This window comes from Pseudomonas marvdashtae, assembly GCF_014268655.2.
Classification (GTDB): domain Bacteria; phylum Pseudomonadota; class Gammaproteobacteria; order Pseudomonadales; family Pseudomonadaceae; genus Aquipseudomonas; species Aquipseudomonas marvdashtae.
In genome coordinates this window covers 1,376,391-1,393,993 of sequence record NZ_JABWQX020000001.1, presented here as the reverse complement: position 1 = coordinate 1,393,993, position 17,603 = coordinate 1,376,391, and the positions used below count along the sequence as shown (strand labels likewise).

The window sequence follows — 17,603 nt, the reverse complement described above, 5'->3', positions numbered from 1 at the left end:
TACACGGGGGAATACCTACCTATCGGCAGCCATGTCTTGAGCTATAGACCATTAGTCTGATTGTCACAAAGAAGTGACGAAACGACTCAACCAAAAGTGAGGCGCTTCGTAGGACCTTTCTGAAAACCACATTGATAGCCTTCATCTGGATACAAGCCCGTCGCACAGGTTCTCCAGCCGCGATAGGCTTCAAAGATCGCCGCAGATAGCACCTCACCGTCAGGATTCAAGAGAATGTTCACTCTGGAAAACTGATATACAATAGATATCACCCTCAGGAAGAAGGTGTACAGGAGCAGGACGCTCCCTAACTTGAGACCACGCTACACATGGAGCACATCATGCCCAGCATCGCTGAAAAATCCGAAAGCTTCCTGCTGCGGTTACGTAAACAGGACACACCGACGGGGGTCAGTCTCTCGACCATCGAGTTACTTATGCGTCAGACCGGCCTGAGTAAAACCGAAATCGCTCACCTCGCACTGCGTCAGCTAGCTGACCGTTATTTACCAAAGTACGAGCTGGATGACGGCCCGTTGACCCAAGAACAAATCGCCGCGATTCGTGCCGCTAGCCCTGCTACGGATATTCCGGAGGAACGCGTAACCAGAAGGCTCTATTAATGACCGTTCCTTTTCGTCCACTGCCTGCACCAGGCGATTTTGTCTGGTGCCATTTTCCAGAGGTTGTCGGGAAACCCGGCCCAAAAGCTCGACCCGGTTTAATAGTCGCTGTTTTTGATGACGACCACGCCGTAAGAATCGCCTATGGAACGACTCAAAAAACCGAGAAGCTTTACCCAGGTGAGTTTGTGTTAGATCCCGCAGATCCTGGTTTTTCTTCAAGCGGACTGACCCACCGGACAAAGTTCGATTTGAATCATGAAGTCCAGGTTTTATTCGATTCAGATTGGTTTGCACCGAACCAAAGCGTCTATGCCTGCGTCCCCTTGCCGAAGATGGGGAGGCTGGACATCAGTTACTACCCAGCCGTGCAAAAAGCCGCCAAAGCCAAACGTCAGAAATAGTCTTTATCGGCTCGCCGACGCCCAGCGTACCCAAGCGGGCCGGCGTTGGATTGCTGACGACCTGCCGCAAAACTGCGACCGAAACGCCGTGATTATTTAGATCCCAGAATGGGGTGGGCGCAATAAAAAGGGCGGCGGGACGCAATTGCAGAAGGGGAATTTTCTGACATTTCCAGCCCACATAATTCAGGGAATCTTCTTACGCATCATCTGATTGATGATTTCTACAGAAGGGCTCTATAGTCCAATTGTCGTTCGTAAGAGCGGCTTGGGTTTGGCGACCCAATGACAAATGGTAAGAAAAGCCCTCAATCAAACGGAGTTTGAAATGAATAGATACATGGCTCTTACCAACAATGCCGACGATCAACCCCTCTTCGTCGATACCTCTGCGCCTTTGCACATCCTGCTCGACACGGCGGGCTATAGAATTCGCGCGGTCACCCAGCTTCTAGAGAACCTCGCCATGCGAGGAGATATTCCGAGTGAGTCAGTGGTCCTCCAGGACTTTGCACAACTATGCTGCATCTCCTTGAGGGATGGCTGCGACGTGCTCGATGTCATTGCCCGGCGATTGGATGCAGAGCCGGCCTAGCTCAAAGGGCCTCTCACGGGGCCTATTTCGTCAAAACGAGCATGGTTCGATGACACTGAAACCCTCCGGTTTACCCAGACTCGATTAATCACATAAGCTGATCAACGCACCTCGGAGGCTCCGATGGCTACTATAAAAAAGTCGAGAAAGCGCGCAGAAAAGTCACTCACGAAGAGCTGACATTTCTTGACGTTCGACAAGCTGCACGTGATGGTCAGAAAGTGCTCGATAGATTTGTAATCACTGGCAAGCTTCCTATTACAAAGTAGGCTTGGATGCCAGTCGTTAAAACTTCCGCACTTTTTGAAGAAACACGGAACTGGAAAAATATAAATCATCAAGGCGCAAACCAATGAAAATCGGAAGTTTCATTCTCAGCCTCTCGATTTACAGCGTACTTCAAACACTCTCAATCCATGCGCTGGCGGAAAGCAAGCTGTGGGTGACCACTGATCGCACCGCCAGACACACCTGTCCTTCTACCGAGTGTGGAGTAGCAGGCCGTCTAATGTTTAGGGAGGGGGTAGACGTTTTAGAAAGAAAAGGAGATTGGGCCCGTATCACCAAGGCGTACTCAGCATCTTGTGTTGGAGGTAAAAGCGAGTATGTGAAAGACGGGAACAAAGCCTGCACCAGTGCCAACGGCATTAGAGAAGGAAAATTCGCCGAATGGGTCCAAATCAAAGATTTTAGTAAGAATCGTCCTAATGACCCCGCAGAGAACGCAACCGGCGATGATTCCCTCATCAAAGGTTCGGACGACTACAGAATCTACAAGGCCAAATTTTCCCAGGCCGCTCGCCAACTCATAGACGAAGGAACCTGTACGGAAGGAGACTTCATAGAGATGGGAGGGTGGATGGCTTCGAGCAATAGGGGCCCGGGGATGTACTTCACGTATTGCGGCGGTATGTCCCTAAGCAACAAAGTCTACCTAGATGCCAATACGGGGAAAACCAGTCGTTAAAAAGAGCTGGGCCAACCACCACGCGTCTACAAGTCGTATCTCCCGCCCTTCTCCCAAGTCGATAGCTAACCTATCAACCGCATTCACAGAGCATTCTGAGACGGCATCATAGCGAGCCCTTTAGCTCCCCCCTAAACCAAACGCAAGAAACGAAAAAACCCCTGAAATGTTCAACCATTTCAGGGGTTTAGTCATACACAATTATGGCGGAGAGATAGGGATTTGAACCCTAGGTACTGTCGCCAGTACAACGGATTTCGAATCCGTCCCGTTCGGCCACTCCGGCATCTCTCCAGTGGCGCGCATCATACCAGCACATTTGCCGGAAGCGAACCCCCGGGCGAAATTTTTTCCGTGCTATCAGATGCTTGCGTCGATTACAGCGGTACACCCAGGCGCTGGGCGACTTCTTCGTAGGCTTCGATGACGTCACCGAGGCCTTGGCGGAAGCGGTCCTTGTCCATCTTCTTCTTGGTGTCCTTGTCCCAGAGGCGGCAGCCGTCCGGGCTGAATTCGTCGCCCAGGACGATGGAGCCATCGCTGAACACGCCGAATTCAAGCTTGAAGTCCACCAGCAACAGGCCAGCGTCGTCGAACAGCTTGGTCAGCACTTCGTTGACCTTGAGGGACAATTCCTTCATGCGCGCCAGTTGTTCGCTGGTGCCCCAACCGAAGGCCACGACGTGGGATTCGTTGATGAAGGGATCGCCCTTGGCGTCGTCCTTCAGGAACAGCTCGAAGGTGTAGGGATTGAGCTTCATGCCCTCTTCCACGCCCAGGCGCTTGACCAGGCTGCCGGCGGCGTAGTTACGCACGACGCATTCGACCGGGATCATGTCCAGCTTCTTGACCAGGCATTCGTTGTCGCCCAGCAGCTTGTCGAACTGGGTCGGCACGCCGGCGGCTTCGAGTTTCTGCATGATGAAGGCGTTGAACTTGTTGTTCACCATGCCCTTGCGGTCGAGCTGTTCGATGCGCTTGCCGTCGAACGCCGAGGTGTCGTTGCGAAACAGCAGGATCAAGCGGTCAGCGTCGTCGGTCTTGTAAACCGACTTGGCTTTGCCGCGGTAGAGTTCTTCACGTTTTTCCATGATGGGCTCCGCTTGCTAAGTAGTGGGCTAGGCGATATGTCGCCAGTCGAGCCCTGAATCTTGATCGGCCAGTTGCAGCCAGTCCGGGTCGCACCCAAGGGTGTCGACAAAACATTGCCGGGCCAGCTGCGGCAGGTTGTTCTTGCTGCTCAGATGGGCCAGGACCAGGTGTTGCAGGCCTTGCCAGCCCAACTCGGCCACCAGGAATGCCGCCTGGTGGTTGTTCAAATGTCCGTGTTCCCCGCCGACCCGCTGCTTGAGGAAGTACGGATAGTACCCTCGCGCCAGCATGTCGCGGCAATGGTTGGACTCGATCATCAGCGCATCGAGGTCCCGATAACTGTCCATGACCCTGTCGCAGTACGAGCCCAGGTCGGTCAGCAATCCGAAGCGCCGCTCGCCATCGCTGAAGACATATTGCGTCGGCTCACGGGCGTCATGCGCCACGCTGACCACGCTGATGTCCAGGGCACCGATGCGCAACTGCTCGCCACCGGCCACGAAGCCAGCCGGTTCGATGGGTTTGCGCAGGCCGCCATGCGTTCCGCGACTCAGGTAGACCGGCAGATTGTAGCGCCGAGACAGCAAACCCACGCCATGCACGTGGTCGGCATGTTCGTGGGTCACGAGTATCGCGCTCAGTTGCGCCGGATGGACACCCAGGCGCAACAGGCGCTTCTCGGTTTCTCGCAAGGAGAAACCACAATCGACCAGCACATAGGTACCGGCGCTGGCGATCAGCGTGCCGTTGCCCTGGCTACCGCTGCCGAGAACGGCAAAACGCATCGGATCAGCCCAGGTTGTCCTGAATCACGCCCAACACTTTGCGGGCCACATCGGCCGGCGCAACGGTGTTGATGTTTTTCTCGACGGTCACCTGGACGTTGTCGCCGACCTTGCTCAGGCGAACCTGATAACGCTCGGCACGGGCTTCGATTTCTTCCTTGTCCGGCGCGCTGCCGAACAGACCACTGAAGAAGCCAGGCTTCTCGTCTTTCTTCTCGGCTTTTTCAGCGAGGTTGATGTAGTAAAGGCCCAGGCTGCGGTTGATGTCCTCAACTCGCCATTCGCCCTGCTCCAACGCACGACCCACGCTCGACCAGGCACGATCCAGGTCGGAGCCGACGTTGAGCACCGGGTTACCGCTGCCGTCCTCGCTCAGGCTGACGCGGCTTGGGGTGTCGTAGTCTCGGGTGGCCAGCATCGACACCGAACCGCCCTGCTCGGCGGTGCGGCTCATGCTGGCGAGCATGTCGTCCACCAGCGCGGCGTCGAGGCCGCTATTGACCGAGCGGTTGGTGAAGGCCACGTCGGCGGTGCTGCCGGCGGGACGCTCGGCGCTGACGACGTAGATTTCACTGGTGTTGCGCTGCACACCCGGCTCGATCCGTACCCGTACGCGGGTTTCGCTGTCGGCGGCAACACCGGCGGCGCTCAGGCGCTTGGCCATGGCGGCGGACAGTTCATCGGCGCGTTGCCAGGTGGTGGTGAATTCGCCGGTCTGTGGGCGCTGCTCATCCAGGCGGAAACCGTTGTCCTGGAAGAACTGGATCGCCACGGGCCAGACTTCGGCCGGCGGGTGCTGGCCCATGACCCAGCTCGAATCGCCACTCTTTTGCAGGGTGTAGTCGCTCGCATCGGCCACGGCCGACAGCGGCTGTGGACGCGGCACGATGTATTCGCCCTTGACGCTGTCGTCGGCGACGTTGCGCGGGATCGGCAACAGCGGATCCAGGCGCTTGGCGACGCTGACGTCGGGTGGCAGTTGCATCGGTGCAGTCTGTTGCGCTTCGAGGTAGTCGCTACCACGGTCACGGAAATAACCATCCGGGCCCCAGACCCATCCACAGCCACTGGTGCTGGAGATAATCAAGGCAAGTGCGGAAAGGCCGGCCATTCGCTTCATGCGTTGTAGTTCCTCAATTAAACCAGGACGCCGGACTGGCGCATGGCCTGCCGCAGCGGTTCTTGACAGGTATTGCTCAACCAGGTGAGCGGCAGGCGAATGCCTTCGTGCATCAAGCCCATTTCGACCAGGGCAAATTTCACTGGGATCGGATTGGCCTCGATGAACAGGTCCTTGTGCAGCGGCATCAGTTTTTCGTTGAGTGCCCGTGCGGTGTCGGCGTCGCCCTTGAGCGCGGCCTCGCACAGGTCGGCCATCTCGCGCGGGGCGACGTTGGCAGTGACGGAGATGTTGCCCTTGCCGCCCATCAGGATCAGCTCGACGGCCGTTGGATCATCGCCGGACAGCACGAGGAAATCCTTGTTGACGCCATCGATGATGGCCTTGGCTCGCACGAGGTCGCCGGTGGCTTCCTTGATGCCGATGATATTCGGGACGGTGGACAGGCGAATCACAGTCTCGGCCTGCATGTCGCAGGAGGTGCGGCCGGGGACGTTATAGAGGATCTGCGGGATGTCGACCGCTTCGGCAATGTGCTTGAAGTGCTGGTACAAGCCTTCCTGGGTCGGCTTGTTGTAGTACGGAACGACCAGCAGGCAGGCGTCGGCCCCGGCTTCCTTGGCGTTGCGGGTCAGCTCGACGGCCTCGCGGGTGGAGTTGGCGCCGGTACCGGCGATCACCGGAATGCGCCCATTGATCTGCTTGACCACGGCGCGGATGACTTCGATGTGCTCGTTGACGTCAAGGGTTGCCGACTCGCCGGTTGTACCGACGGCGACGATGGCGTGGGTGCCGTTTTCAAGGTGGAAGTCCACGAGTTTGCTGAGGCTGGCCCAGTCAAGACGCCCTTGTGCATCCATGGGTGTGACCAGTGCCACCATACTGCCCGCAATCATGAAACCGCTCCTGCCGGAAAAAGAGAGCCGTAATGGTACTGGCGCCAAGATGCTTGTACAAGCGAACTCCCATTCCCCTTGGCGATGGTTTTCGCTACCCTTCAGCCTTTGATCGGTACCGATAAGCTCATACGCCGGTTTCCAGCCTCCGTTTTCGTCGCTACAAGCCTCGATCCTGCTCTTGAACAGGTGTTTGCGTGATGTCCCGCAGCGCAGCGCCACAAAAAAGCAAAAGGCTTGAACCGTTCGTTTTCCCAGTGCTGTCGCCCCGTCGAGCTGAAACATACCGACCGCTCATCGCTTTAGGAATGCTGCATGTCCACCCCCACAGTCCGCGAACAATTCCTTGTTATCAGTGCCCTTGGCGCCAACCCCATGGAGCTGACTAACGTCCTGTGCCGCGCCAGCCATGAAAATCGCTGCGCCGTCGTGACCTCACGCCTGACCCGTCATGGCGAATGCAGCGCGCTCGTGCTCGAGATCTCCGGCAGCTGGGACGCCCTCGCCCGCCTGGAAGGTAGCCTGCCCGTGTTGGCCAAGAAGCACGCCTTCACCGTTAACGTGGTGCGCAGCGCTGCCTTGGAGAACCGTCCCCAGGCCCTGCCCTACGTGGCCTATGTGAGTTCGGCCTACCGCCCGGACATCATCAACGAGCTGTGCCAGTTTTTCATGGACCACCACGTCGAGCTGGAAAACCTCACGTGCGACACCTATCAGGCCCCGCAAACGGGCGGCACCATGCTCAACGCCACGTTCACCGTGACCTTGCCGGCCGGCACCCAGATCAGTTGGCTGCGTGATCAGTTCCTGGATTTCGCCGATGCGATGAACCTGGACGCATTGATCGAACCGTGGCGTCCACAAAACCCAATGTAAGGAAGCGTTCATGGCCGTTGCCGTCGACCAGCCGGTTACCGATTTCCAAGCGCCCGCCACCAGCGGGCAGACTGTCAGCCTCGCGGCCCTCAAAGGCAAGCAGGTGGTGATTTACTTCTACCCCAAGGACAGCACTCCCGGCTGCACCACCGAAGGCCAGGGTTTTCGCGATCAATACGCACAATTCCAGGCGGCCAACACCCAGGTGTTTGGCGTCTCCCGGGACAGCATCAAGTCCCACGAGAACTTCAAGTGCAAGCAGGAATTCCCGTTCGAGCTGATCAGCGACAAGGACGAAGCCGTCTGCCAGCTGTTTGATGTGATCAAGCTGAAAAAGCTGTATGGCAAGGAGTACCTGGGCGTTGACCGCAGCACTTTCCTGATCGACAAGGACGGTGTATTGCGTCAGGAATGGCGTGGCGTGAAGGTGCCGGGCCATGTGGACGCGGTGCTGGCGGCGGCTCAGGCGCTGAATAACGCCTGAGGTGTCATTGCCTGTCTTGGGCACATGGCGAGCCGGCTCGCCATGTGCCCAAGACGGCTACAAGAGCGGCGCCACCACCGGTTCCTTGCTTGGCCACGCATCCAGCACCGCCTTGAACAGCGTCGCCAAGGGAATCGCGAAGAACACTCCCCAGAACCCCCACAGCCCGCCAAACAGCAAAACCGCGCAGATGATCGCCACCGGGTGCAGGTTCACCGCCTCGGAAAACAGCAGCGGGACCAGCACGTTGCCGTCCAGTGTCTGGATGATTCCGTACACCGCCATCAAATAGATGAACTGGTCGCTCCAGCCCCACTGGAACAGCGCAATCAGCGCCACCGGCACGGTCACCACCACGGTGCCGACGTAAGGCACCACCACCGAAATCCCCACCAGCAGCGCCAGCAACGCGGCGTAGTTGAGGCCCAGGGCGACGAAACCGATATAGGTGACGCCGCCGCAGATGAAAATCTCGATGACTTTGCCGCGAATGTAGTTGGCGATCTGGCGATTCATTTCCTGGGCTACCCGAGTGATCAGCGCCCGTTCGCGAGGAAGGTAACCACGAACCCAGCGTCCGATCATTTCCCGGTCCTTGAGAAAGAAGAACACCAGGATCGGCACCAACACCAGATAGATCATGATGTTCACCAGCAGCGGCAAGCTGGACAGAGAGAACGTCAGGGCCCACTGGCCGAACTTGCCGATCTCGCCGCGCACCACTTCGATCGTTTGCAGCACCTGCTCATCCGAGACCAGGTGCGGGTAGCGCTCCGGGAGTAGCAGCAGCAGCGATTGCCATTTCACGAGCATCCCTGGCAGCTCGTTGAACAAGGTTACCAACTGGTGCCAGAGCAAGGGCACGATCACCACCAGGAACACCACCAGCAGCCCCATGAACAGTGCGAACACCAACCCCACCGCCACGGAGCCTGGCAGCCGCAAGCGCTCCAGCGTTGTGACCAGCCCCTGCATCAGGTACGCCAGCACCATCCCCGCCAAGACCGGCGCGAGCATGCCGCCCAATGTCAGGACAGCCGTGAAGGCCAGGAACAACAGCACGGCCAATACCACCGCCTCTTCATCGGAGAAGTAGCGCTGGATCCAGTCACGTAACACTTTGAACATTAAAAATCCTTATGAATTGCTGTCCGTTTTCAGGCTTTCCTCAGCCAATAACGGTAGACGCCGTTTTCGTCTTCTTCACGCAGCAGCGTATGACCGGCAAGCCTGGCGAAGGTCCGGAAGTCGCGCTGGGAGCCCGCATCCGTCGCGGTCACCTTGAGCACGGCGCCGCTGGCCAGGCGATTGAGTTCCAGCTTGGCCTTGAGCAACGGCAACGGACAGTTCAGGCCACTGGCGTCCAACTCGGCATCGTGGGCTACAGCATCGGTCATTGTTTCACTCCGCAACAGGTCGTCGAGCCGCCTAGAATATCTGGTCCCAGACCCGCTGTCCGGCTACAGTAAGGTCTTTGTCGACTAAGGCTCCGTGCATGACATTTCTGCGCCCCACCCTGCTGACGCTCGCTTGCCTGCTCGCCTCACCGGGCTTCGCCGACGACCTGCCGTCACTTGGCGATGCCAGTTCTGCCATCGTCTCGCCGGAACAGGAACATCAACTGGGTCGCGCCTGGCTGGCCCTGCTGCGCAGCCAGGTCTCGCAACTCAACGATCCGCAGCTCAAGGACTACGTCGAGTCCAGTGTCTACAAGTTGGTGGAAACCAGCCAGGTCAACGACCGGCGCCTGGAGTTCATCCTGATCAACAGTCCCCAGCTCAACGCGTTCGCCGCACCCGGCGGCATCGTCGGGGTCAACGGCGGGCTGTTCCTCAACGCGCAGACCGAAGGCGAGTACGCATCGGTCATGGCCCATGAACTGGCGCACTTGTCACAACGCCACTTCGCTCGCGGCGTCGAAGCCCAGCAGCGCATGCAGGTGCCGATGATGGCCGCACTGCTGGCCGGCATCGTGATAGCCGCCGCCGGCGGCGGTGACGCCGGCATCGCCGCCATCGCCGGGACCCAGGCCGCCGCCATCCAGGAGCAACGCCGCTTCTCCCGGCAGAACGAACAGGAAGCCGACCGCATCGGTATCCAGAACCTGGAAAAAGCAGGCTACGACCCGCGGTCAATGCCGACCATGTTCGAACGCTTGATGCGCCAATACCGGTTCGACGCCAAGCCTCCGGAGTTCCTGCTGACTCACCCGGTCACCGAATCGCGCATTGCCGACACCCGCAACCGTGCCGAACAGGCCAGGCCGGGGGGCATCGAGGACAGCATGCGTTATCAACTGATTCGCGCGCGGGTCCAGTTGACCTACGAAGAAACCCCGGGCCTGGGCGCCAAGCGCTTTCGCGCACTGCTGGATGAAAACCCGAAGAACGATGTCGCCCGTTATGGCCTGGCGATCGCGCAAATCAAGGGCGGCCAGTTGAATGAGGCTCGCGAAAATCTCAAGCCGTTGCTGGCGAAATCGCCTAACGAGATCATCTACAACCTGGCCGAAGTGGATCTGGACATTACCAGCAACAAGCTGGCGGATGCTCAATCTCGCGTCGACCGGTTACTGGTGCAATACCCGGGCAACTATCCGCTCAACCAAGTGCGTGTCGAACTGCTGCTCAAGCAGAACCGCCCCGCCGATGCCGAGAAGGCCCTGGAAACTCTGCTCAAGAACCGCCCGGACGACCCGGACGTCTGGTACATGGTGGCGGAAACCCGCGGGCTGTCAGGCAATATCATCGGCCTGCATCAAGCACGTGCCGAATACTTCGCGCTGGTGGGCGATTACCGTCAGGCCATTCAGCAGCTGGACTTCGCCAAACGGCGCGCCGGCACCAATTTCCCGCTGTCGTCGCGCATTGATGCCCGGCAGCGAGAGCTCATGGAACAGGAGCGCATGGTCAAGGACATGATGGGCTGAGCATTCGCCAGACAAAAAAAACCGCCTCTTTCGAGGCGGTTTTTTTCAGCGATCAACCGATCATTCGGCCAGTTTGAAAGTGATGAAGCTCGCACGTCCCTGGCGCAGGACCCGCATCGACACCGAACGATTCTTCGGCAGTGCCTGGGCAATGTCGGTGAACGCCTTGGTGGAGCCGATGGCCTGATTGTTCAGGTGCGTAATGATGTCGCCCGGTTGCAGGCCGATCAGCGCCGCGGGACCGTCCTGTACTTCCTTGATCACAACGCCGCCTTGCAGCTCCAGCGTGCGCTTCTGCTCCTCGGTCAGCTCAGCCACGGCCACGCCCAGGCGATTGCTGCTGCGCTCTACGCCAGACTTCGGCTGTGAATCCAGTTCCTTGCCTTCTTCAGGGATCGCGCCAACCGTCAGCTCGACGTTCTTGCGCTTGCCTTCACGAATCACTTCCAGGTTGGCCTTGGCACCGGCCTTCAGTGCGCCCACCAAATGCGGCAGGTCAGCAGACATGATGATCGGCTGGCCATTGAGGCTGAGAATCACGTCACCGACTTGCAGGCCACCCTTGGCAGCCGGGCCACCTTCCTGAATCTGCGCCACCAGGGCGCCAGCAGGTTTTTCCAGCCCGAACGATTCAGCCAAGTCTTTGTTTACTTCCTGAATGACCACGCCCAACCAGCCACGGCTGACCTTGCCTTCGCTTTTCAACTGATTGGAAACGTCCATGGCGACGTCAATCGGAATGGCGAAGGACACGCCCATGAAACCGCCCGAGCGGGTATAGATCTGGGAGTTGATGCCTACCACTTCACCGTCGAGGTTGAACAACGGGCCACCGGAATTGCCCGGGTTGATCGGCACGTCGGTCTGGATGAACGGCACGTAGTTTTCATTCGGCAGGCTGCGACCAATTGCGCTGACGATACCCTGGGTCACGGTATGGTCAAAGCCGAACGGCGAACCAATCGCCACCACCCACTGGCCGGCTTTCAGGTTCTGGGATTTGCCGAGCTTGAGCACGGGCAGATCCTTGCCTTCGATCTTCAGCAACGCCACGTCGGAACGTGGGTCAGTGCCGACCAGCTTGGCCTTGAGCTCACTGCGATCGGCCAGGCGCACGAGAATCTCATCGGCGTCGGCGATCACGTGGTTGTTGGTCAGGATGTAGCCGTCCGGCGAAATAATGAAGCCTGAGCCCAAAGACTGCGCTTCACGCTGGCGGCCACCACCGGGCGAGCGCGGCTGCGGCATGCCACGCTCGAAGAACTCACGCAACATGGGCGGCAAGCCTTCCAGGTCCGGCATTTGCGGATCCATCACCCGACGCTCCGGCAGCTTCTGCGTGGTACTGATGTTCACGACAGCCGGCGAAGCCTGTTCGACCAATTGAGTGAAGTCCGGCAACTCGACCGCCACCGCGGGAACAGCCTGACCGAGAACCAGTACGGTGGCAAATATGGAGAGATAGGTTTTCAAGCGTGGTATCGACATACGGCTCCCGTTACGACGAGCATGGTTAAGCGATATGGAGCAAAAACACCGGGTAACGATACGCCGGTATTTTTGTTCCGCAAACAGACAAGGCCAGAGCCGAGCGGCTCTGACCTATAGAAAAAAAATCGTATTTTTGCAAATGAAAATGCTGACAGGAAGTTTCGGCATTTCGATCAAGCCTCGGCGTTACCGGCCTCATGCGCAATCGAGCCACCTGAGCAATGTACTACTTCGCTGCCGCGACGTCGGAGCGCATGGACAATGCGATACGTTCCGCCGTGCCGATAGGGATTTCACCCACCACCGTCACCATCATTTCACCTTGTGGCGTGGTGAGACGACGAGATACAGCAGCCGTCGGCCCCAACTGGGTGCGAGTGTCGGTAGCTGTAGCACCGTTCAACGGTTCGAGAAACACCGAAAAGCGAGCCAGGCCATCGTCGTACATCAAGCTGCTGACCTGGACCTTGGTGTCCGGATCCTTTCGCGCAACGCTGCTGGTCAGTTCGAAGCCAGGCGGAAGCCAGTCCGAATGCCAGGCGGTCTTTACCGCGGGGGCTTTATCAGGGTCTTGCGCAACGGCCTTGCACTCGGCGCTGGCCTGCAGATCGCCGTCCGAAGGTTCGGTGATATTCAGGCGGGTAAACTGAAAACGTTCGAGCAACTGGCCCTTGTCATTGAGCAGGAGCGACTTGAGCGGCAAACCGGTTTCCTTGTCCAGATGCAACTCAAAGCCATAGCGATGCTGATCTTTGGGCGTCAGGGCGACGATCACTGCCTGTCGCCCAGCCACGCGCGACTTGCCAATGACGGCAAGGTCATACCAATTCTTGAGTTTTTGCGGATCGAGCGCACGCGCAGTGCCATCAGGCGTATTTCCCAGCCCAGCGATCAAGCTGCCACTGACGCATTGAGTACGTCCATCAATGCGCATGACTTCCTGTGCCGAACCGTCGAGCTGCAGTAGCCGCTCGCGGACTTTGCCATTCTGGACGCGATGCCAGATGCTATGGGTAGAAAAACTACCGTTACGCTCGTAAACGAAAGTACCTTGGAAGCTTTGCTGTTGCTCGGCTTGGCTTAGACGATTAAGCCAGTCTTGAGCCTCACCGGCATGGGCTGGAACAACGCACCAGCCACCGAGCAGAAGCGATAAGAGAGGTATGGCGCGCATGGTCCTCCTTAACGGTTTTCCAGACTCGCTGCACGAGCGTATGGCAGTGCACTTTCAGTCCCTTTCAACGCAGCCTGCTGGGCATGCTGGCGCAGATAGTTGGGCAAGCGCTGATCATGCCAGCCTGGTTGTCCTTGCAGGACACCGTTGGTGCCGGCAGCTTCCGAACCTTCGCTGTAGCCAGCCAGTACCGCAGGGCCTTTGACCTGTGGGGTGGCCAAGCTTGGCTGGTTGGACTGCTGGGCCATCTGTACACCGGCAATCTCATCCTGGTTGTACAAGCGCACACCTGCCAGTACGGCTACGGTCACCGAAGCGGCCACAGCCAGTCGACCCAGGCTACGCCATGGACCACGGGAGGCTTTCGCCGGTACGGCTTCATCAGCCAATGCAGCAGAAACGGCCGCAGCGATGTCCAGACGCGGAAGCAGCAAGTCCTTGTGCATGACAGCCCGGGCGATCTGGTAACGAGCCCAGGTCTCACGGGTTTCAACATCGTCAAAGGCATTCAATACCCGACGCAATTCCAATTCGTCCGCTTCGTTATCCATCACTGCGGACAGCGATTCCTGCAGGGCTTCACGACTCATGGCGTTCCTCTCTTGGCTGTCGCCGCTGTCTCAGTTTTCCTGCAACAACGGTTGCAGGGCTTTATCGATGGCCTCCCGAGCGCGGAAGATCCGGGAGCGCACGGTACCCACCGGACACTGCATGACGCTCGCAATGTCCTCGTAACTCAGACCGTCGAATTCACGTAAAGTTAAAGCCGTACGCAAATCTTCAGGTAATTGCTGGATGGTTCGATGGACAGTGCCTTCGATCTCATCCCGCAGCAACGCTCGCTCCGGTGACTCGAGGTCCTTGAGGCCATGATCGCCATCATAGAACTCGGCATCCTCGGAACTTACATCGCTATCCGGCGGCCGGCGGCCGCGTGAAACCAGATAGTTTTTCGCCGTGTTAATGGCGATGCGGTAAAGCCACGTGTAAAACGCGCTGTCCCCGCGAAAATTACCAAGTGCGCGGTAGGCCTTGTGAAGGCTTCCTGGGCGACATCCTGGGCTTCATGGGTGTCGTGCACAAAACGCACGATCAACCCGAGAATTTTGTGCTGGTATTTCAGCACTAGCAGATCGAAAGCTCGCTTGTCGCCGCGCTGAACGCGTTCGACCAGCTGCTGATCCTCTTCCTGGGTTAGCATGAACACTCCTCGATAAGCTCGAAGGAGGCTTGCATTACTAATTGACCGGGCTTGCAAACATAGACTCGGGCTTTTCGCAAAAGTTCTCCCCCTTCCAAGCAAGTTTCCGGCGTGCTCTGATCCGGCACGCACGAAAAGCGCAGCACGAGATTCCCCGGCTGCGCGAATAATCTGTCGCCGGGCCTGTCGGAGGAGGACTCAAATCGAAGTCCTGCACCAACCCGACGCTGTTCCCTTTTGCAGGCAACCGTCTATTGAACGTAGACGCTTGGCAAAAGTTCCCGCTATTTATAGAGCTTCGAAGCAAACATTGGCCTTGCGTGACGAGATAAACAGCGCTTAATCGACGAAACGGCCGCCTTGTCGTTCATCAGGAAAACCGTCCTGCGACGAAGCGCCTCGCTTTTCCCGCCCCACTGGTTCCATATTGCCATGAACGCCCGGCTATTGTGCCGGTCCCCCCCTCTATATACTAGTGGGCTGCGTGGCTTCCCGACCCGATGTAGCGGATGTCTGGTGCCAACCCCGAAACCGGGTCGCCTTGAGCGGAAAACTTCTAATGAGCCAACAGTTCCAACACGATGTTCTGGTAATCGGCAGCGGTGCCGCCGGATTGAGCCTCGCCCTGACCCTGCCGGAGCACTTGCGCATCGCAGTGCTGAGCAAAGGCGACCTGGCCAACGGCTCGACCTTCTGGGCCCAGGGCGGTGTCGCCGCCGTGCTGGATGACACCGATACCATTGAATCCCACGTCGACGACACCCTTAACGCTGGCGGCGGCCTGTGCCATCCCGACGCGGTGCGGTTCACCGTCGAGCACAGCAAACAGGCCATCCAATGGCTGATCGACCAAGGCGTGCCCTTCACCCGTGACGAGCAATCCGGTACTGAAGATGGCGGGTTTGAGTTCCACCTGACCCGCGAGGGCGGCCACAGCCACCGGAGGATCATCCATGCCGCCGATGCGACCGGCGCGGCCATCTTCAAGACCTTGCTGGCCCAGGCCCGGCAGCGGCCGAATATCGAATTGCTGGAACAGCGAGTCGCGATCGACCTGATCACCGAAAGACGCCTGGGCCTGGACGGCGACCGCTGCCTGGGCGCCTACGTCCTCAACCGAGGCACCGGCGAAGTCGACACCTACGGCGCACGCTTCGTGATCCTGGCCTCCGGCGGCGCGGCGAAAGTCTATCTGTATACCAGCAACCCCGACGGCGCCTGCGGCGACGGCATTGCCATGGCCTGGCGTTCGGGTTGCCGGGTGGCGAACCTGGAATTCAACCAATTTCACCCGACCTGCCTGTATCACCCGCTGGCCAAGAGTTTCCTGGTGACCGAGGCCCTGCGTGGTGAGGGTGCTCACCTGAAGCTCCCCAATGGGGAGCGTTTCATGCAACGCTTCGATCCTCGTGCGGAACTGGCCCCTAGGGACATCGTTGCACGGGCCATCGACCATGAAATGAAGCGCCTGGGCATCGACTGCGTCTACCTGGACATCAGCCATAAACCTGAAGCGTTCATCAAGAGCCATTTCCCGACGGTGTACGAACGCTGCCTCGAGTTTTCCATCGACATTACCAAGCAGCCGATCCCGGTGGTGCCCGCAGCGCATTACACCTGTGGTGGCGTGATGGTCGACCAGCAGGGCCGCACCGACGTGCCAGGCCTGTACGCCATCGGCGAGACCAGTTTCACCGGCCTGCACGGCGCCAACCGCATGGCCAGCAACTCGCTGCTGGAGTGTTTTGTCTACGCACGCTCCGCAGCGGCAGACATCCTTGAGCAATTGACCCAGGTCGCTGTTCCCGCCGCCCTGCCCTCGTGGGACGCCAGCCAGGTCACCGACTCGGATGAAGACGTGATCATTGCGCACAATTGGGATGAATTACGGCGCTTCATGTGGGACTACGTTGGCATCGTACGCACCAACAAGCGCCTGCAACGGGCCCAGCATCGGGTGCGCTTGCTGCTCGATGAGATCGATGAGTTCTACAGCAACTACAAGGTGAGCCGCGACCTGATTGAACTGCGCAACCTGGCGCAAGTGGCCGAACTGATGATTCGCTCAGCCATGGAACGCAAGGAAAGTCGCGGCCTGCACTACACGCTCGACTACCCGAACCTGCTGCCGGAAGCGCTGGACACTATTCTGGTGCCGCCCACCTACGCCGGCTGAACTTGAGCCGCACGCGCAGGCGCCGATGGACATCCGGCGCCAGCGCGTCACGGGGCACGCACAACGAGCGAACCCGTCGCTCACCCTGCAGGCGAAAGCGCAGCACGACGATCAAGGGTAACGCGAGACTGTCGGGCCGCAACTGCACCGCTTGCCAGCCACCACTGGCGCTCCAGAGCTGCCAGCCATCGGCATCACGACGCAAGCCACGAAAGGCTTGGCGATGAGTCAGCAATATAAATCGCGGCAATACCCAGGCGCCGTGGCATATGCAAAGCACGACGCCAACGGCGGCGAACACGGGCGGGACATTCGACAGCAACGACGAACCCAGGGCGAATGCCTGGGCCAGCAGGTAGGCCGCCAGCAACTGCCCGGAGACGTGCCAGCGGCATTCGAAGCAATTACTTGGGCTGGACACGGTCCAGGATCATCCGGACCATGCGTTGCAGCTCCGGGTCTTCGGATTCATTGCGCTCCATGAACCAGCCGAACATATCCTGGTCCTCGCACTCCAGCAGGCGAACGTAGCACGCACGATCCACCTCATTGAGGTGCGGGTAGACCTCCTTCACGAACGGCACCAGCAGCACGTCAAGCTCAAGCATGCCGCGGCGGCTGTGCCAGTAGAGGCGATTCAGTTCAACATCTTCAACCATGGAGCGCTCCTCAAATAGAGCGCAAGTATACAGGCCCGACCGTGGCGGAACAGACGGCTTTGGTCGGGCGCCGCCAATCCTTTGTAAACTACCCATTTCAAGGGCGCCCCCTTATGATGTCCACCAGACTT

The 17,603-nt window shown here is 58.7% G+C and carries 19 protein-coding genes, 1 tRNA gene and 1 pseudogene; 8 read left to right on the top strand and 13 right to left on the bottom strand.

Annotated features, from left to right (window positions below; all coding sequences use genetic code 11):
* Nucleotides 1–341: 341 nt before the first annotated feature.
* The 4 genes from HU742_RS06450 to HU742_RS06435 all read left to right on the top strand — a co-directional run bounded on the left by HU742_RS06450 (nucleotide 342) and on the right by HU742_RS06435 (nucleotide 2,589).
* Entirely contained in the window at nucleotides 342–623 is a 282-nt protein-coding gene (locus HU742_RS06450; protein ID WP_186636004.1) for a hypothetical protein, read from the top strand.
* Nucleotides 623–1,027, top strand: coding sequence for a hypothetical protein (locus HU742_RS06445; RefSeq protein ID WP_186643715.1), 405 nt, complete (start codon nucleotides 623–625; stop codon nucleotides 1,025–1,027). Before HU742_RS06450 ends, HU742_RS06445 begins: the two co-directional genes overlap by 1 nt.
* 328 nt (nucleotides 1,028–1,355) lie before the next feature.
* Entirely contained in the window at nucleotides 1,356–1,622 is a 267-nt protein-coding gene (locus HU742_RS06440) for a short-chain dehydrogenase (RefSeq protein WP_186635998.1), read from the top strand.
* A gap of 352 nt (nucleotides 1,623–1,974) precedes the next feature.
* Nucleotides 1,975–2,589 (top strand): hypothetical protein, encoded by a 615-nt coding sequence (locus tag HU742_RS06435; RefSeq protein WP_186635995.1) that lies wholly within the window; start codon nucleotides 1,975–1,977, stop codon nucleotides 2,587–2,589.
* Nucleotides 2,590–2,793: 204 nt separating this feature from the next.
* Here the strand turns inward: HU742_RS06435 and HU742_RS06430 are convergent.
* The 5 genes from HU742_RS06430 to dapA form a co-directional block, all read right to left on the bottom strand.
* Nucleotides 2,794–2,883 (bottom strand) — tRNA-Ser (locus HU742_RS06430).
* Between the two features lie 83 nt (nucleotides 2,884–2,966).
* Nucleotides 2,967–3,680, bottom strand: a complete 714-nt coding sequence (purC, locus tag HU742_RS06425; RefSeq protein WP_186635992.1) for a phosphoribosylaminoimidazolesuccinocarboxamide synthase — start codon at nucleotides 3,678–3,680, stop codon at nucleotides 2,967–2,969.
* Between the two features lie 27 nt (nucleotides 3,681–3,707).
* Nucleotides 3,708–4,466, bottom strand: a complete 759-nt coding sequence (locus tag HU742_RS06420; protein ID WP_186612227.1) for an MBL fold metallo-hydrolase — start codon at nucleotides 4,464–4,466, stop codon at nucleotides 3,708–3,710.
* A gap of 4 nt (nucleotides 4,467–4,470) precedes the next feature.
* Entirely contained in the window at nucleotides 4,471–5,586 is a 1,116-nt protein-coding gene (bamC, locus tag HU742_RS06415) for an NlpB/DapX family lipoprotein (RefSeq protein WP_186635989.1), read from the bottom strand.
* Between the two features lie 17 nt (nucleotides 5,587–5,603).
* Nucleotides 5,604–6,482 (bottom strand): 4-hydroxy-tetrahydrodipicolinate synthase, encoded by an 879-nt coding sequence (gene dapA / locus HU742_RS06410; RefSeq protein ID WP_186643713.1) that lies wholly within the window; start codon nucleotides 6,480–6,482, stop codon nucleotides 5,604–5,606.
* 315 nt (nucleotides 6,483–6,797) lie between these two features.
* On the opposite strand from dapA, the gene HU742_RS06405 reads away from it, so the two are divergent.
* Together HU742_RS06405 and HU742_RS06400 are read left to right on the top strand one after the other, a co-directional pair.
* Nucleotides 6,798–7,358, top strand: a complete 561-nt coding sequence (locus tag HU742_RS06405; RefSeq protein WP_003184325.1) for a glycine cleavage system transcriptional repressor — start codon at nucleotides 6,798–6,800, stop codon at nucleotides 7,356–7,358.
* 10 nt (nucleotides 7,359–7,368) lie between these two features.
* A complete protein-coding gene (locus tag HU742_RS06400) occupies nucleotides 7,369–7,842 on the top strand; it encodes a peroxiredoxin (RefSeq protein WP_186635982.1) in 474 nt (157 codons plus the stop codon).
* 57 nt (nucleotides 7,843–7,899) lie between these two features.
* Here the strand turns inward: HU742_RS06400 and HU742_RS06395 are convergent, their stop codons facing one another.
* Both HU742_RS06395 and HU742_RS06390 read right to left on the bottom strand, forming a co-directional pair.
* Nucleotides 7,900–8,970 carry an AI-2E family transporter gene (locus tag HU742_RS06395; RefSeq protein WP_186635979.1) on the bottom strand — a complete coding sequence of 357 codons (1,071 nt, stop codon included), beginning with the start codon at nucleotides 8,968–8,970 and terminating at the stop codon, nucleotides 7,900–7,902.
* Between the two features lie 29 nt (nucleotides 8,971–8,999).
* The gene (locus tag HU742_RS06390) at nucleotides 9,000–9,239 is read right to left on the bottom strand and encodes a sulfurtransferase TusA family protein (protein ID WP_186643712.1); all 240 of its coding nucleotides are present in this window, start codon (nucleotides 9,237–9,239) and stop codon (nucleotides 9,000–9,002) included.
* A gap of 98 nt (nucleotides 9,240–9,337) precedes the next feature.
* Between HU742_RS06390 and HU742_RS06385 the strand changes: the two genes are divergently transcribed.
* Complete coding sequence (locus HU742_RS06385) at nucleotides 9,338–10,771, top strand: M48 family metalloprotease (protein WP_186635976.1); 1,434 nt, start codon at nucleotides 9,338–9,340, stop codon at nucleotides 10,769–10,771.
* Between the two features lie 60 nt (nucleotides 10,772–10,831).
* Here HU742_RS06385 and HU742_RS06380 read toward each other — a convergent pair whose 3' ends face one another.
* The 4 genes and pseudogenes from HU742_RS06380 to rpoE form a co-directional block, all read right to left on the bottom strand.
* Nucleotides 10,832–12,259: a DegQ family serine endoprotease gene (locus HU742_RS06380; protein WP_186643711.1), complete on the bottom strand. Its 1,428-nt coding sequence runs from the start codon at nucleotides 12,257–12,259 to the stop codon at nucleotides 10,832–10,834.
* Nucleotides 12,260–12,488: 229 nt separating this feature from the next.
* Nucleotides 12,489–13,436 carry a MucB/RseB C-terminal domain-containing protein gene (locus HU742_RS06375; RefSeq protein ID WP_186643710.1) on the bottom strand — a complete coding sequence of 316 codons (948 nt, stop codon included), beginning with the start codon at nucleotides 13,434–13,436 and terminating at the stop codon, nucleotides 12,489–12,491.
* A gap of 8 nt (nucleotides 13,437–13,444) precedes the next feature.
* Nucleotides 13,445–14,026, bottom strand: a complete 582-nt coding sequence (locus HU742_RS06370; RefSeq protein WP_186612236.1) for a sigma-E factor negative regulatory protein — start codon at nucleotides 14,024–14,026, stop codon at nucleotides 13,445–13,447.
* 30 nt (nucleotides 14,027–14,056) lie between these two features.
* Nucleotides 14,057–14,637 (bottom strand): annotated as a pseudogene (gene rpoE, locus HU742_RS06365) (RNA polymerase sigma factor RpoE/AlgU).
* Nucleotides 14,638–15,196: 559 nt separating this feature from the next.
* On the opposite strand from rpoE, the gene nadB reads away from it, so the two are divergent.
* On the top strand, nucleotides 15,197–16,813 hold the full coding sequence (gene nadB, locus HU742_RS06360) for an L-aspartate oxidase (RefSeq protein ID WP_186635966.1): 1,617 nt from the start codon (nucleotides 15,197–15,199) through the stop codon (nucleotides 16,811–16,813).
* On the opposite strand, the gene HU742_RS06355 is transcribed toward nadB, so the two are convergent.
* Entirely contained in the window at nucleotides 16,782–17,234 is a 453-nt protein-coding gene (locus HU742_RS06355) for a protein YgfX (RefSeq protein ID WP_186643709.1), read from the bottom strand. The genes nadB and HU742_RS06355 overlap by 32 nt on opposite strands.
* The gene (locus HU742_RS06350) at nucleotides 17,218–17,472 is read right to left on the bottom strand and encodes an FAD assembly factor SdhE (RefSeq protein WP_060541233.1); all 255 of its coding nucleotides are present in this window, start codon (nucleotides 17,470–17,472) and stop codon (nucleotides 17,218–17,220) included. The genes HU742_RS06355 and HU742_RS06350 overlap by 17 nt, the downstream gene beginning before the upstream one ends.
* Nucleotides 17,473–17,603: the final 131 nt, after the last annotated feature.

What these genes read in the sequence shown, in the direction of transcription:
- nadB (WP_186635966.1), top strand. Translation starts at nt 15,197, where the DNA reads ATGAGCCAACAGTTCCAACACGATGTTCTGGTAATCGGCAGCGGTGCC.
- HU742_RS06370 (WP_186612236.1), bottom strand. Translation starts at nt 14,026, where the DNA reads ATGAGTCGTGAAGCCCTGCAGGAATCGCTGTCCGCAGTGATGGATAAC.
- purC (WP_186635992.1), bottom strand. Translation starts at nt 3,680, where the DNA reads ATGGAAAAACGTGAAGAACTCTACCGCGGCAAAGCCAAGTCGGTTTAC.
- HU742_RS06420 (WP_186612227.1), bottom strand. Translation starts at nt 4,466, where the DNA reads ATGCGTTTTGCCGTTCTCGGCAGCGGTAGCCAGGGCAACGGCACGCTG.
- HU742_RS06385 (WP_186635976.1), top strand. Translation starts at nt 9,338, where the DNA reads ATGACATTTCTGCGCCCCACCCTGCTGACGCTCGCTTGCCTGCTCGCC.
- HU742_RS06405 (WP_003184325.1), top strand. Translation starts at nt 6,798, where the DNA reads ATGTCCACCCCCACAGTCCGCGAACAATTCCTTGTTATCAGTGCCCTT.
- HU742_RS06440 (WP_186635998.1), top strand. Translation starts at nt 1,356, where the DNA reads ATGAATAGATACATGGCTCTTACCAACAATGCCGACGATCAACCCCTC.
- HU742_RS06390 (WP_186643712.1), bottom strand. Translation starts at nt 9,239, where the DNA reads ATGACCGATGCTGTAGCCCACGATGCCGAGTTGGACGCCAGTGGCCTG.
- HU742_RS06375 (WP_186643710.1), bottom strand. Translation starts at nt 13,436, where the DNA reads ATGCGCGCCATACCTCTCTTATCGCTTCTGCTCGGTGGCTGGTGCGTT.
- HU742_RS06395 (WP_186635979.1), bottom strand. Translation starts at nt 8,970, where the DNA reads ATGTTCAAAGTGTTACGTGACTGGATCCAGCGCTACTTCTCCGATGAA.
- HU742_RS06450 (WP_186636004.1), top strand. Translation starts at nt 342, where the DNA reads ATGCCCAGCATCGCTGAAAAATCCGAAAGCTTCCTGCTGCGGTTACGT.
- HU742_RS06350 (WP_060541233.1), bottom strand. Translation starts at nt 17,472, where the DNA reads ATGGTTGAAGATGTTGAACTGAATCGCCTCTACTGGCACAGCCGCCGC.
- HU742_RS06435 (WP_186635995.1), top strand. Translation starts at nt 1,975, where the DNA reads ATGAAAATCGGAAGTTTCATTCTCAGCCTCTCGATTTACAGCGTACTT.
- HU742_RS06445 (WP_186643715.1), top strand. Translation starts at nt 623, where the DNA reads ATGACCGTTCCTTTTCGTCCACTGCCTGCACCAGGCGATTTTGTCTGG.
- bamC (WP_186635989.1), bottom strand. Translation starts at nt 5,586, where the DNA reads ATGAAGCGAATGGCCGGCCTTTCCGCACTTGCCTTGATTATCTCCAGC.
- HU742_RS06380 (WP_186643711.1), bottom strand. Translation starts at nt 12,259, where the DNA reads ATGTCGATACCACGCTTGAAAACCTATCTCTCCATATTTGCCACCGTA.
- HU742_RS06400 (WP_186635982.1), top strand. Translation starts at nt 7,369, where the DNA reads ATGGCCGTTGCCGTCGACCAGCCGGTTACCGATTTCCAAGCGCCCGCC.
- dapA (WP_186643713.1), bottom strand. Translation starts at nt 6,482, where the DNA reads ATGATTGCGGGCAGTATGGTGGCACTGGTCACACCCATGGATGCACAA.